Source organism: Streptomyces sp. NPDC059895 (assembly GCF_042731035.1).
GTDB lineage: Bacteria > Actinomycetota > Actinomycetes > Streptomycetales > Streptomycetaceae > Streptomyces.
On the sequence record NZ_JBHWKO010000043.1, the window covers coordinates 22,383 to 36,149 of the forward strand.

General features: G+C 69.8%; 13 protein-coding genes and 2 pseudogenes. 10 read left to right on the forward strand and 5 right to left on the reverse strand.

The window, feature by feature from the left end; translation table 11 throughout:
* Positions 1-103: 103 nt before the first annotated feature.
* Positions 104-1,546 (forward strand): aldehyde dehydrogenase, encoded by a 1,443-nt coding sequence (locus ACFV9M_RS33500; RefSeq protein WP_385073057.1) that lies wholly within the window; start codon positions 104-106, stop codon positions 1,544-1,546.
* 45 nt (positions 1,547-1,591) lie between these two features.
* On the opposite strand, the gene ACFV9M_RS33505 is transcribed toward ACFV9M_RS33500, so the two are convergent.
* A complete protein-coding gene (locus ACFV9M_RS33505; RefSeq protein ID WP_385073054.1) occupies positions 1,592-1,876 on the reverse strand; it encodes a hypothetical protein in 285 nt (94 codons plus the stop codon).
* A gap of 47 nt (positions 1,877-1,923) precedes the next feature.
* On the opposite strand from ACFV9M_RS33505, the pseudogene ACFV9M_RS33510 reads away from it, so the two are divergent.
* Positions 1,924-2,399: pseudogene (locus ACFV9M_RS33510) on the forward strand (M4 family metallopeptidase); the annotation flags it as partial.
* A 63-nt stretch (positions 2,400-2,462) separates the two neighbouring features.
* Positions 2,463-2,939, forward strand: coding sequence for a proprotein convertase P-domain-containing protein (locus tag ACFV9M_RS33515; RefSeq protein WP_385073103.1), 477 nt, complete (start codon positions 2,463-2,465; stop codon positions 2,937-2,939).
* Positions 2,940-3,106: 167 nt separating this feature from the next.
* Here ACFV9M_RS33515 and ACFV9M_RS33520 read toward each other — a convergent pair whose 3' ends face one another.
* Positions 3,107-3,469, reverse strand: coding sequence for a hypothetical protein (locus tag ACFV9M_RS33520; RefSeq protein ID WP_385073052.1), 363 nt, complete (start codon positions 3,467-3,469; stop codon positions 3,107-3,109).
* A gap of 260 nt (positions 3,470-3,729) precedes the next feature.
* Here ACFV9M_RS33520 and ACFV9M_RS33525 point away from each other — a divergent pair.
* The 6 genes and pseudogenes from ACFV9M_RS33525 to ACFV9M_RS33550 all read left to right on the forward strand — a co-directional run bounded on the left by ACFV9M_RS33525 (position 3,730) and on the right by ACFV9M_RS33550 (position 8,230).
* Positions 3,730-4,620 (forward strand): annotated as a pseudogene (locus tag ACFV9M_RS33525) (alpha/beta fold hydrolase).
* Between the two features lie 185 nt (positions 4,621-4,805).
* A complete protein-coding gene (locus ACFV9M_RS33530) occupies positions 4,806-5,222 on the forward strand; it encodes an AAA family ATPase (RefSeq protein ID WP_385073050.1) in 417 nt (138 codons plus the stop codon).
* A 483-nt stretch (positions 5,223-5,705) separates the two neighbouring features.
* Positions 5,706-6,980 carry a hypothetical protein gene (locus ACFV9M_RS33535; RefSeq protein WP_385073048.1) on the forward strand — a complete coding sequence of 425 codons (1,275 nt, stop codon included), beginning with the start codon at positions 5,706-5,708 and terminating at the stop codon, positions 6,978-6,980.
* On the forward strand, positions 6,977-7,441 hold the full coding sequence (locus ACFV9M_RS33540; protein ID WP_385073045.1) for a hypothetical protein: 465 nt from the start codon (positions 6,977-6,979) through the stop codon (positions 7,439-7,441). Before ACFV9M_RS33535 ends, ACFV9M_RS33540 begins: the two co-directional genes overlap by 4 nt.
* 11 nt (positions 7,442-7,452) lie before the next feature.
* On the forward strand, positions 7,453-7,587 hold the full coding sequence (locus ACFV9M_RS33545) for a LuxR C-terminal-related transcriptional regulator (protein WP_385102616.1): 135 nt from the start codon (positions 7,453-7,455) through the stop codon (positions 7,585-7,587).
* 352 nt (positions 7,588-7,939) lie between these two features.
* Positions 7,940-8,230: a hypothetical protein gene (locus tag ACFV9M_RS33550; protein WP_385073043.1), complete on the forward strand. Its 291-nt coding sequence runs from the start codon at positions 7,940-7,942 to the stop codon at positions 8,228-8,230.
* Between the two features lie 11 nt (positions 8,231-8,241).
* Here ACFV9M_RS33550 and ACFV9M_RS33555 read toward each other — a convergent pair whose 3' ends face one another.
* Positions 8,242-8,943, reverse strand: a complete 702-nt coding sequence (locus ACFV9M_RS33555) for a lysophospholipid acyltransferase family protein (RefSeq protein WP_385073041.1) — start codon at positions 8,941-8,943, stop codon at positions 8,242-8,244.
* A gap of 247 nt (positions 8,944-9,190) precedes the next feature.
* The gene (locus tag ACFV9M_RS33560; protein ID WP_385073039.1) at positions 9,191-9,658 is read right to left on the reverse strand and encodes a nuclear transport factor 2 family protein; all 468 of its coding nucleotides are present in this window, start codon (positions 9,656-9,658) and stop codon (positions 9,191-9,193) included.
* Positions 9,659-9,940: 282 nt separating this feature from the next.
* Between ACFV9M_RS33560 and ACFV9M_RS33565 the strand changes: the two genes are divergently transcribed.
* Positions 9,941-10,588 (forward strand): TetR/AcrR family transcriptional regulator, encoded by a 648-nt coding sequence (locus ACFV9M_RS33565; RefSeq protein ID WP_385073037.1) that lies wholly within the window; start codon positions 9,941-9,943, stop codon positions 10,586-10,588.
* A gap of 234 nt (positions 10,589-10,822) precedes the next feature.
* Here ACFV9M_RS33565 and ACFV9M_RS33570 read toward each other — a convergent pair whose 3' ends face one another.
* Positions 10,823-13,303, reverse strand: a complete 2,481-nt coding sequence (locus ACFV9M_RS33570) for an NPP1 family protein (protein WP_385073033.1) — start codon at positions 13,301-13,303, stop codon at positions 10,823-10,825.
* Positions 13,304-13,767: the final 464 nt, after the last annotated feature.

Sequence of the window (13,767 nt, forward strand, 5' to 3'; positions counted from 1 at the left end):
TAAAGGCGCGTTCGAAGACCCGCACGACCCACAAGGCCTGTAAGGCCTGTAAGGCCTGCAAAGACTGCGAAGACCTGAACCGAAGCGCGAAGAGAGAAAGCACATGATCACCTACGACCGTCTGTTCATCGGTGGTTCCTGGGTCGAGCCGAGCAACCCCGAACTGCTCGACATCGCCTCGCCGCACGACCGGTCCGTGGTCGGCCGCGCCGCCCAGGCCCAGCCGGCGGACGTCGACCGCGCGGTGGCCGAGGCCCGCGCCTCCTTCGAGGCGGGGGAGTGGCGGCTGACCCCGCCGAAGGAACGCATCGCGACCCTGCGCCGCTTCAACGACCTGCGCGAGCAGAACGCGGAGCGGATCGCCCACCTGATCTCGCTGGAGAACGGCTCGGCCGGCTGGTTCACCCGTGCCGGACAGCCCGGCCTGACCCGGCAGGCGAACGCCTACCTGAAGGCGGCGGAGGAGTTCGGCTGGGAGGAGACCCTGACGCCCTCCGACCCCGCCGCCCCGGTGCGCAGCGTGGTGCGCCGCGAGGCCGTCGGCGTCGTGGCCGCGGTCATCCCGTGGAACTCGCCCTTCTCCTCGGCCACTTCGAAGATCATCCCCGCCCTGCTCGCGGGCAATTCCGTGATCCTCAAGGTGTCCCCGGAGAACTCCCTGAGCATGGGCTTCCTGGCCGGACTGCTGGAACAAGTGGGCCTGCCCAAAGGCGTGATCAGCGTCCTGCCCGCGGACCGCGAGACCAGCGAGCACCTGGTGTCGCACCCGGAGATCGACAAGATCGCCTTCACCGGCTCGACCCGGGCCGGCCGCCGTATCGCGGCGATCGCCGGCGAGCAGCTCAAGCGCGTCAGCCTGGAGCTGGGCGGCAAGTCGGCCGCGATCATCCTGCCCGACGCCGACATCGCCAAGGCCGTCGCGGGCGTGAGGTTCGGCTCCCTGCTCAACAACGGCGAGTCGTGCATCGCCCAGACCCGCATCCTCGCCCCGCGCGGCCGGTACGAGGAGGTCGTGGCCGCACTGAAGGAACTCGTCGAGTCGCTCAAGGTCGGCGACCCGAACGACCCCGACACCTTCATCGGCCCGATGATCCGCCCCGACCAGCAGGAGCGGGTGCGCAACTACATCCGGCTCGGCATCGAGGAGGGCGCCCGCCTCGTCACCGGCGGCCCCCAGATCCCGGAGGGCCTGGAGAACGGCAACTACGTCACCCCCACCGTCTTCGCCGACGTCGACAACTCCATGCGCATCGCCCAGGAGGAGATCTTCGGCCCGGTCCTGGTCGTCATCGCCTACGACGACGAGGACGACGCCGTCCGCATCGCCAACGACTCCGAGTACGGACTGTCCGGCGGGGTCTGGTCCGCCGACGAGGAACACGCCCTGGCCGTCGCCCGCCGCGTCCGCACCGGCACCATCACCGTCAACGGCGCCTCCGTCGCCTTCGACGGCCCGTTCGGCGGCTTCAAGGCCAGCGGCCTCGGCCGCGAGTACGGCGCGGTCGGCCTCGGGACGTACACCGAGTACAAGACGATCACCGTCTGACCCGGTGTACGGGACACGACGCGAGGGCGCGGGGGCGGGTGGAGGTCAGAGCACCGCGTTCTCGGCGGCCCCCGGGAAGTCCGTGCTGGACGCCAGCTCCCGGCCCGCCTCGAACTCCGTCCGCAGCTGGTCGAGTTTGACGCCGATACGCCGCTGGGCGTCGCTGCCCAGGACGACCCAGTGGGCGGGCTCCGGCGCGTTGACGGCCTGGTGGATGGCCTCGGCGGCCCGCTCCGGGTCCCCGGGGAACATCTCCGGCGTGAGGCTGCCCATCATCGCGCGGAAGGCGCCGGCCGTGGCCGCGTAGTCGTCGATGGCCCCGCCGGACACCTTCGTACGGTTCTCGATCCCGGTACGGAACCGGTTCCGCCCACGAGATGACCCATGGCCTCACCTCCGAGACCGCGGGCCTGCTGGAGACCGGAGAGTCCGGTGCCCTCAACGAGGCCACCAGCGACATCCTGGGCATCGCCGTCGAGTTCTACGCGAACACCCGCAGGACGCGCCCGACTGCACCATCGGCGAACTCGCCGACGTCCGCGGCACCGGCAAGCCCCTGCGGTACATGGACCAGCCCTCCAAGGACGCCTCCAAGAAAGGCACTTCGCAGGACTACTGGACGCCCGGCACCCACCTGCTCGACCCGCACTTCGGCGCCGGGGTCGCCAATCACCTCTCCTACCTGCTCGCCGAGGGCAGCGGCCACAAGACGATCAGCGGCGTCGACAACGACAGCCCCAGCTACGACGGGCTCCCGGTCTCCGGCCTCGGACTGCACAACGCCACCAACGTCTGGTACCAGGCCCTGACCCACTCCATGACCAGCACCACCGACTACGCCGGTGCGCGCACCGCCACCCTCCAGGCCGCGTCCGACCTGTTCGGCACCGCCAGCGACGCCTACGAGTCCGTTGGCATGATCTCCGGCACACCCACCGCCGCCGCTACCTACCCGACGACCCTCACCTTCACCAACTCGGCCGACGAAAAACGGCAGTTCACCTTCGACTGGACGGTGATCGCCTCCGGCGGCGACTTCTTCGTCGACCCCGACCGCCACGACTACGCCGCCTGGAAGAGCGTCGAGACACCGCTGACGGTCACCGGCCGCACCGGGAACGCCCCGGCCGACCTGAAGGTCTCGGTGGACATCGTCCACACCTTCATCGGCGCCCAGGTCGTCCAGCTGATCGGCCCTGACGGAACCGTCCTGCTGGTCAAGGACTTGGAGTGGGACACCGGCACGGAACTCCACGGCACGTTCACCGTCGACGCCTCCGCGCTGCCCGCCGACGGCGTCTGGAAGCGCCGCGTCACCGACTACACCCCGGCCGTGCCCGGCATCCCGCCCTCCGAGGGCGGCTACCTCGACCGCTGGAGCCTGACCTTCTGAGCCACCCGGCCCGCGAGGAGTGTGCCCGCGCCGGAAGCGTCCGGCGCGGGCACATGTGCGGATCGACACGTGCGGATCAAGGGACCGAAGGGACCAGAGGGACCGAGTTCTGGAACAAAGTCCCGTAATCGATCACCCGTGCGTGAAAAGAGGTCTCCCCGGCTCCGTCACGTCGCCGGCACCACCCGGTAGCTCAGCATCGACCACGGAAGGTCGGTCTGCGTCAGGGTCCCGCTGCGCCAGGACGTGGCCCCGGAGCAACCCGCCGCGGGGTACAGCTCCACGGATCGGGAGCCGTCGGCGATCTGGATCGACTTCGCCGCCCGCGACAGCGTGTGACACGTGCCGAGGTCGCCGAGGTCGACCTCCGTCACCGAACCGGTGCCGGTGGTGCCGGAATAGAGGTACGCGCCTTCCTGTAACGGAGGCCAGCCGGCGGCGTTCGCCGCTCCGGCACCGAGGCCGATCAGCGTCGCCGTCATGGTGGCGGCAACCGCCGTGGTACGCAGTCCCGCTCTGGAGGTGACCATGCAACCCGCCCTTTCCTGTGTGCGCCGCCGCCGGGGGAGGGCATCGGCGCGACTTGCTCGGTCGAATGCAGCAGGCGTCAAACTCTTGCACGTTCAACCACGTGTGTGGAGATCAAAACCGGCCACCGCACACATGTGACGACGGCGACACCCTTCCCGCATATGCGTATGCGCACCCGGGTGCCGGGAACACGTGGCGGCTCCTTGACGGTGCCGGAGGGGGGCCGAGGCCGTGCGGGGTGGGTCGTCGCCTGCTGATCATGTCGCTCACTCGCACCGACCTCCTCGACATCGCCTACCACGACGTGGGCCCCAAGGACGGCAAACCGGTACTGCTCCTGCACGGCTGGCCCTTCAGCCCGGTCGGCTCCTACGCCGAGGTGGCACCCGCGCTCGCCCACCGCGGCTACCGCTGCTACGTCCCCTACCTGCGCCGCCACGGACAGACCCGCTTCCGCCGCGCGGACACCTTCCGCTCCGGTGAACAGGCCGCGCTCGGCCAGGACCTGATCTCCTTCATGGACGCGCTGCACCTCCCGCGAGCCCTGTTCGCCGGCTACGACTGGGGCGGCCGGGCCGGTGACGTCGCCGCCGCCCTGTGGCCGGAGCGCTGCACCGGCCTGGTCTCCGTCAACGGCTACCTCGTCCAGAACCTCGCACGCGCCCGGGAGCCCCTGGCACCCGCCCTGGAGGAGGGCTATTGATACTTCTTCTACTTCACCACCGAGCGCGGCCGGAAGGGACTCCAGCGCGACCGGGAGGACCTGGCGCGGGTCGTCTGGCACCGCAACTCGCCGAAGTGGCGGTTCACCGACGCCGAGTTCGAGGAGGCGGCCCGGCTCTGGGGCAACCCGGACTACGTCGACGTCGTGATCCACAGCTACCGCCACCGCCTGGCCACCGCCCCCGGCGACCCCCGCTACGCCGAACTGGAGCGGCGGCTGCTGGACCAGCCGAGGATCACCGTGCCCGCCGTCATCCTCGACGGACAGGCCGACGGCGTCATCCCGCCGACCGACGGAAGCGGCTACGCCGCCCACTTCACCGGACCCTGGACCCACCATGTCGTCCCGGACGCGGGCCACAACCTGCCCCAGGAACAGCCCGCGGCCTTCACCGCGGCGGTCCTGGATGCCGACGCCATGACCTGACCATCCCGGCATCAGTCGTATCCTGAGACGATCAGACCGGCATGCGGGCACCACGGTGCCCGGACGGACGAATGCACATGGTGCGAAGCCGAGCGTCGACGCAGGGGGCATCGGCGTACAGCACACGGCCCCATAAGGGCCCACAAAGGGCCTTCGGACCGCGGCGCTTTGGAGACAGCAGCTCGATGAACGACCTGGACCACCCGGCCCGACCCGCCTCGACGCGGCTGATCGGGCGGGAGGAGGACCTGGAGTTCGTACGCTCCCACTTCAACGGCTCCGTCCACGGTGCCGCCCTGCTGCTGTCGGGAGAGGCCGGGATCGGCAAGACCGCGATCCTCGACGCGGTGGTGGCACGGGCCAGGGCGGAGGGCACCCGCGTACTGCGGGCGAACGGCGTGCAGTTCGAGGCCGACGTCAGCTACGCCGGCCTCAACCAGCTCCTCGTCCCCCTCTTCGACACCTTCGACCTGCTCGACCCCGGCCACAGCGACGCGCTGAAGGTCGCGGTCGGCATCGGCGGCGGCCCGCCGCCCAACCGGCTGCTGATCTCCACCGCGGCCTTGCTGCTGCGCCGCATCGCCCAGGACACCCGCTGCTGATCGTCGTCGACGACCTGCCGTGGCTGGACCGGCCCACCAGCTCGGTCCTCGGTTTCGTGGCCCGGCGGCTCGTCGGCAGCCGTATCAGCTTCCTCGCCGCCTCCCGCGTCACCTCCGACGGCTTCTTCGCCTCCAGCGGTCTCACCGAGCACCGCCTGAAGCCGCTGGACGAAGCGTCCTCGGCCGCCCTGCTCGCCGAGGCCCACCCGGGCATGTCCCACGCGATACGACGACGTATCACCGCCGAAGCGCACGGCAACCCGCTCGCACTGGTGGAACTGCCCACCGCCCTCGACCGCGAGCAGCGCACCGCGCCGTCGGCGGTGCCCTCGGTCCTGCCGCTCAGCGAGCGCCTCCAGGCGCTGTTCGCCGCCCGCGTCGCCGACCTCCCCGCCGCCGGCCGGGAACTGCTGCTGATCGCGGCACTCGAAGGCCTCGGCGACCCTCACCGTCGTCGAGGCGGCCGCGGGAGGCGGCGCCGCCGTGGAGGCCCTGGAGGCTGCGGAGCGCGACCGGCTGGTGGCGATCTCGGCGACCTCCCGGACACTGTCGTTCCGGCACCCCCTGATCGGGGCCGCGGTGGTGGCCCAGGCGTCGGCCGCCGACCGCCGCAGAGCACACCAGGCACTCGCCGTTGTCCTCACCGACCAGCCCGAGCGCCGCGCCCACCGCCTCGGCGAAGCGACCACCGGACCGGAGGAGAACGTCGCCGAACTCCTGGAACAGGCCGCCCGCCTGCGTCTCGAACGCGGCGACGCACTCGGCGCGATGGCCGCCCTCACCCGTGCCGCCGGACTCAGCCCGTCCCCGGCCGACGGGAGCCGCCGCCTGGCGGAGGCCGCCTACATCGGCACCGACGCGGGCGGTGGCATGGCGGACGCCTCCAGCCTGCTGGTCGGCGCCCGCCGCGCCGACCCCGCCACCCGGGAGGAGTCCCTGCACGCGGCGGCCGCCTCCGCCCTCCTGCTGATCAACGAGGAAGGCGACGTCGACACCGCCCACCGGCTGCTGGTCGGCGCGGTCGAGGCGGGCGGACACGGCTACGACGCCTCCGACGACTCTCTCGTCGAAGCCCTGTTCACCCTGATCACCCTGTGCTGGTACAGCGGCGACCCGCGGAAGTGGGAACCGCTGTTCCGGGCCCTGGACCGCATGACCCCCGCACCCCCCGACCTGCTGTGGGTGTGCGCGCACACCTTCGCCGACCCCGCCCGCACCGGATACCGCGCGCTGGACCGCCTGGACACGCTCCTCGCCGACATGGGCGACGCGACCCACACCGTCCGGGTCAGCACCTGCGCCGTCTACCCGGACTGGCTTGCAGACGTACGGGAGGCCTCCCTGCGCCTGGTCGAACAGGGCCGCGCGGGCACCGCACCCGTCCGCAGGCACCTGTCCGCCCTGATCCACCCGTGCCTCGACGACTTCTACAAGGGCCGCTGGGACGAGTCCGTGAAGTTCGCCGCCGAGGGGCTCGGCCTGTGCGAGGACTACGGCTACCCCTTCTTCGCCTGCAAGTTCCAGTTCGTGCAGGCGCTGGTGGCCGCTTCCCGCGGCGACGCGGAGACCAGCGACGCGCTGTGCGAGGAGATCGTCGGCTGGGCCGTGCCCCACGGCGCCCACGGCGCCCGCGCCCTCGCCTTCCACGCCAGGTGCCTGGCCGCCCTCGGCACCGGCGACTTCGACACCGCCTTGCGGCACGCCACCGCCATCAACCCGCTCACCCCCCCCTCGCCCCCTTCCGGCCGCACTCCATGACCGGCGCCCTGGACCTGGTGGAGGCCGCCGTCAGGTCGGGCCGCCCCGCCGAGGCGGCCACCCACGCGGCGGCCCTGCGCGACTCCGCGATGGCGCGTCTCTCCCCGCGCCTGCACATGCTCGTCCTGGCCTGCGAGGCCCTGACGACACCCGGCGACGACGCCCTGGACCTGTTCGAGCGGGCCCTGTCCCAGGTCGACCCCGAGGACTGGGTGTTCGACGTCGCACGGGTCCGGCTCTTCTACGGCGAATGCCTCAGGCGCCGACGCGCGACGAAGGAGGCCCGTGACAACTCGTCCCGGCGGCCGAGGCGTTCGAGAGGCTCGGAGCGAGGCCCTGGGCGGAACGCGCCGCGGCCGAACTGCGGGCGAGCGGCCACACGGCGGCGGTCACCGCGCAGCGCAAGGGCGCGCTCACGGTCCAGGAACTGGAGATCGCGACCCTGGCCGCGACCGGGCTGACCAACAAGCAGATCGCCGAACGCCTCTTCCTGTCGCACCGGACGATCGGCACACATCTGTACCAGATCTATCCCAAGCTGGGCATCAACTCCCGAGCCGCCCTGCGGGACGCCCTGGCCGCCCTCGACCTGGAGGACGTCGGCTGAGCGGAGCCGGTCGGATGACGTATGCGCGACCACCCGCCCACCCGCACACTGTGTGAGGGAACGCCCCGTGACGGTCGCGCCCTCGACACCCTCGCCCCCTCGCCGGCCCGACCCCGGCCAGACCCCGGCCCGCCCCCCGGGCCGAGCAGCAGCCCGAGAGAGAACGCGCATGTACGACACCTCGCAGAGCCACCCGGACATCCACTGGCCGTCCGGGTTCTCACCTGCCGAAGCCCACAGCTTCCACCGGGCGCAAGCCGTCGTACCCGGTCCGCCGGAGCGGTCCTTCAGGGTGCTCACCGACGTGGCGGAGTGGCCGAACGGGGTCCCTGAGTGCCGGGAGGTGAGCGCTATGAGCCTCACCCAGACCTTCGACGTGCACTGGGCCGGGTATCACTTCGAGGTCTTCGTGGGGGAGTCCGTGCCACCCCGCCGGATCGGCTGGCTGGGCATCGGCGCCGGAGTCCAGCTGTACCAGGCGTGGCTGCTCACGGAGGTCGACGGCGGCACGGAGGTCGTGGTCGAGAACGTCGTCCGGGCCGGCGTCCCCAAGTCCCTCGACACCGTGTCCCAGGCGTGGGCCCAGCGCCTGCACGAGCTGTGGCTCACCCAGCTGGCGAAACTCTCGCAGCCTGACGCCTGACGCCTGACGCCTCACGGCCCGTACGTGGTGGTGGCGGCGGTCGGTGCGGGCAGACCCCGCAGCTCCGCCAGCTGTGCCGTCACCGCCGCCATGATCACGTCCGTCACCTCCCGCCACAGCTCGGGCCCCGGCTCCCGGCCCTGGAAACGGGTAAGGTCCACCGGCGGCCCGGCCAGCACCCGGTGGGTCCGGCGGGGGAGGAGCCGGCCCATCCGCCCGTACGGCGGCAGCAGCAGGTGGGCGCCCCACTGCGCCACCGGTATCACCGGACACCCGGTCGCCGGCGCGACCCGCGCGACCCCCGTCCGGCCCGCCATGGGCCACAGGTCCGGATCACGGGTGAGGGTGCCCTCCGGATAGAAGACGACCCCCTCGCCCGCCCGTACCCCGGCGGCCGCCAGGTCCAGGGCCCGCAGCGCCCCCGCACCGCCACGGGCCACCGGGACGTGCTTCATGGCCCGCATGAGCCGCCCGAACGCCCCCTGGAACAGGCCCTCCTTGGCGAAGAAACGCGGCGGACGGCCGGCGGAGTACTGGAAGCATCCGTATGCCACCGGGTCGATGTACGAGTTGTGGTTGACCGCTGCGATGAACCCGCCCTCGGCGGGAATGTGGTGCGCACCCGTCCAGTCCCGCCGGAACAGCAGCATCACGAGAGGCCGCGCGATCGCGGCCATCGTCCGGTAGGTGATTGCGATGCTTCGGCGTGCCATACGTTCCCCCGCGCGAGTCATGTTCCTGGGACGGATTGCGTTCCGGACAGCCGGGTCCGGACGCGGGACCGGCACCTTTGTACAGCACCGGCCCCGCGGGACACATGTGCCGATGGCGGTCTGTCAGGTTCAGGTGGATACCCGACGCCTGGCGGCAGCGCGCACATGTGTGTCCGAGCGGAGGTGAACCGTGATGACGAGATCGTGATGACGAGACCGTGATGACGAGACCGTGATGACGAGACCGTCATGACGGACGCCGCAGATGGCGGCTCACGTCGCCGACCAGGGTGATGCGGACACGTCTGCTCACGAAGCGCCACAGGCCGTTCCGGCGCTCGAAGCCGTCGTGGTAGCGGCCGGCGGCGATGACCTGCAACGGCAGGTCGGGCGTCGCCTGCAGAACGGTGACACGGGAGCGCGCGTGGGCGGTTCCCGCCGCCTCGTCGACCTCGACGGCGACGTTGGTGACGACATGCTGGGTCCGGGGCGTGCCGTCGGCGTACACGATCAGCGTGTCCCGGAACATCTGGTCGATCGCGTCGCGGCCGGTCACGGGAGCGCCGCTGCCGGTGAAGACCGCGTCGGCGAGCAGTACGCCGAGCCCGGCGAAGTCGCCGTCGTCCGCGAGCTCGGCGTAGCGGGCGATCAGGTTCTCGACGGCCCGGTGGCCCGAGGGCGGTTCGACGGGGGTGTCGGTGGTGGACACGGACATGGTCTCCTCCGGGAAATGCGGACGACCGCCGAGGCGCCCGCGGCGACGGGGGCGGCGGCACACGTGTGGGGGCCCGCACCAGTGAAACACGGTCCGCCCCTCTCATCCATCACCGCTTTGGCAGGTGGCGATCTCCTCCTGTCTCGCCGTCGACCTGGGCCTGTGATCACGTCCCTGACCTGCGCGGGGACAGACAGCCCCCTCGGTGCGTGCCCGTGCGGCAGGGCATCATGGACGGATGGACAGCAGAGAACGCGTCCGCCCGTACCCGGCGAGCACAGCGTGAGCGCACAGGCCGACGGGCGGCGGCGGCCGTACCGCAACGACAGACGGGCACAAGCCGCCGCGGTGACACGGACGACGATTCTCGACACCGCCCTGCGGCTCTTCGTCGAGCACGGGTACGCGAAGGTCACCATCGGCGACATCGCCCGGGAGGCCGGAACCGCCGTACCCACCGTGTACGCGAGCACCGGCGGCAAGTCGGCGATCCTGACCGTCCTGATGAACCGCGGGGTGGACGACCCGGTCGTCGAACGGACACTGGACGCCGTCCGCACCGCGCCCGACGCCCGGGCGGCCGTCGCGGCCATGGCCCACGGCGTACGCCTGGACAACGAACGCCACCTCGACATCGTCCAGGTCATGATCACGGCCGCCGCGGTGGAGCGACACGTCGAGGAAGCGCTCACCCAGGTCGCCACCGCCTACCGCCAGGCGCTCGGCGTGCTCACCGAACGCCTCGCGGAACTGGGCGCCCTGCGCCCCGGCCTGGGCCCTGAACGCGCCACCGACATGCTCTGGTTCCTGCTCGGGCTGCCGTCCTGGCGTCTGTTCGTCGCCGAACGCGGCTGGTCCTGGGACGAGACCGAGCGCTGGCTCGCGCAGCAGGCCGCCGCCGCGCTGATCGCGGAACCGGACGACAGCTGACGGCCTGAAAGCGTGCCGCAGGGCGCCGACCAGTTCCTCCAGGCGGCTGCCGTCGCGTGCGATCATCGCCCCTCACACGTGTGTGAGCAGCCGGGACCGCCCGCTTGCACACTCCCTGGTCGAGTCGGTACCCGCGCATGCCGCCCGCCGGGCCGGAGGAGGTCGCGGCCGCGGTGGTCGAGGTGCTCGGCGGCGAGAAGTCGAGCCCGTTGTGGGAGACGGTCGAGCCCGCGGTCACCCCGGCATCGCCGAGCGCCTGCTACCCCCCGCGGGGCCGTAGCTGGCCGAGACCAGGAAGCCGAGCGTGTCACCCGAGCCGCTGACCGCGATGGTCTGACCGGAGGCGACCGTGTTGTCCGGCTCCCCGGCGCCGGCCGTGGCGGGCCAGGTCAGCGGGACACCGTCATGGGCGACCGTGGAACCCGGCGTCACCCCGGACGCGGCGAGCGCCTGCGCGGAGAAGGTGGTCCCGCCACCGTCGATGTCACCGGCATCGGTAGCGGTGTCCTGCGTGACCGACACGTTGTCGAACGTGGAAGCCAGCGACGGCGCAGCCGGTCCAGGAGCAGGAGCGGGCACCTGCTCGGCGATGCCGTCGAGGTAGTGGATGCCCGCGGTGACGCTGAGGCCCACCAGGTGCTGCGCGTCCATCCTCGCCCACTCCTTGGTGATCAGCTCGGCCAGTCGCGTCTTGCCTTCCTCACCGGCCGCGGTGACCATCGCCTCCATGAGGGCATCGGCCGAATCGACCTGCTCCTGCGTCATCACGACCGTGTCGGCCTGCTCCGTGCCCACCACCTGGAACACGGGCGCCCAGTCCTGGATCGTCTGCACGAACTGATCCAGCAACGGGCCACTGAGTTCCAACGTGGCATCCACATCTTCCCTGTTGTCCAGGAAGAGCTTCTCGTAGTAGACGACGGCGGGAGACTGCGAGATCGCACCGGTCTCGTACATGTGAATCAGCGAACCGGCCACGTCCTCCAGCGAGGCACCATCAGCCGCCAACGCCTGGGAGTTGTCGTACACCTGCTGCAGAGTCAGACACGAAACGGTGATGCCGCCGGCGCAGGGCTCAGGCCGCGGGTCCGGGGTGCTCGACTCGATCCCGACTTCATTCGTCCAGACACTGCTGGTCACAGAGGCCTGACGAGACGACGCGCCATAGAGATCAGAGGCAGCAGTCACCATGGCCGTCAGTGCATCGGCGAACGTCGACGTCGGAGAAAGGTACTGCGTCAGCGCCCGCCACACGATATTGGTGGTGGTGTCGGCACCCATGAGAACGGACATGCGGTAGAACGCATAATTCGGAATTCCACTGTTGGTGTGCACACCACCATGGTCGAAGCAGGACTGCACATACGCACTCATGTGCCTCGGCTGAGCGTACGCGGTCGGATCCGCCATGGACCGAATAGGCTCCATGACCGCCATGTCCGAACCCACCAGCCAGTCGTTCTGCCCCTTTGCCGCTCGCTCGGTCATCTCACCGAAGAAATCGGAGATGCTCTCGTTCAGCGCCCCCGACTGGAACGCGTACTGAAGGCCCGCGGTGTTCTCGGTGATGCCATGCGTCATCTCATGACCAGAGACGTCCTGCGACAGCATGCCGTCGCCGTACGTCATGAACGAACCGTTCCAGAAGGCATTCCGGAAGTTCGAGTCGTAGTGCACATACGACTTCAGCGCCATGCCGCCGCCATCGATGCTGTTACGCCCGAACTTGTCCTTGAAGAAGGTGTGGACCACGCCACTCTGGTCATATGCGTCGTCCGCGTCGGCGTCGTTGGCCGGCGCCCCGCCCTCACCTCTCACCTGCACGGCAGCGGCGGAGCTCGTCTGGTGCTTCATGTCGAAGACCATGCGGGTCATGCTCTGCGGGTTGCCCGGAGAGCCGTCATCAGCGTTGTAGTCGAAAGAGAAGACCGGGACAGGAGGATCACAGTTCGTGCCTGCACCATCAGGCACGTTATGGCACTCACCCGGAACGGACGGGATGGCACCGGAGAGGTTGCCCGCGAACGCCGAGTCCTTGGTACCCATCGTCGCCTTGCCGAAGTCCGCGGCATAGAGCTTCTCCCGCAGCCCACTGGGGAAGCCGTTGTAGGAGACGAGCGCCGGACGCCGCCAGTTGTGGTAGTAGTTCTCCGGCGGCTCGTCGCCCGCCTCGGCGAAGCGAAAGGCGTGAGTCATGCCGCCGTCCTTGTGATACACGACCTTGGGGTGAGTGCCCTCCCAACGGACCTCACTGAACGGCTTCACGGTGTACGAGCCATGCGCAGACACGGCCACATACCGCGGCAGGTCGTCCTTCACCCAGACCGCGATGTGCTCCCAGTCATGGACGTGCCCTCCGGCATCGGCGACGTTCTCGACCGCCACGTCCTTCTCGAAGTAGTAGTCATACAGATAGACACACCACCCCGAATTGCACCGCTGCCGGGAATACGCGTTGGTGTTGTCCAGATCGGACTGATCACGACAGTCGGCCGAGGACGTCGTGTTGTTGTGATCGAGACCCTGGGACACGGTGCCCGACCAATCCGGGGCGAGATGCTCGGCTACGAGAACGTCCAGATACGTACTGCTGTGCGCGATCACCACGCGCAGGGCGATCTGCACGGCGGCCAGCGCCGAGAACAACCCCACTAAGCCTGCGACGAGCGCGGCACCGGCTATGTGCCAGCCTCTTCGAAGGAACTCCTGTCGCAACTGACCCTCCTGATGATGGCTCCGAACAGCTCGAAGCACGCCGAGTAGGCCAAGGCCCTTGGGTGTGTGCACTGGCCTCTGCTGTCCGCCCTGCGATGAGAGGCGGACACCGCCCATCGCTGACAGCGGTTCGCTGAGCAGAGGCATCCGAGGATGGATGGTGCATGACAAGCTGGATCGTACTCATTCACATGAGGACACAGCCTACTCACATGTGTGTCGTCGATCACAGGTCGATCGTGTTTCTGTGTTTGTCGCGGGTGCTTCATCGCTGGTGTGTCAGTGGTTTGACAGGTGTGTGTTGGGCGGGCGGAAGTCGACACGGGCGAAGGTGTGTTGACGGCCCTTCAGGGTGTGCCGGTTGGTCCGTCGACGTCGCTGTGACGTGCGACGGCGTCGAGGCGGGCCTGGGCGTGAACCAGGCAGGTGTGTGAACCGCTCCGGGGCTGGTGGAGGCTCGATTC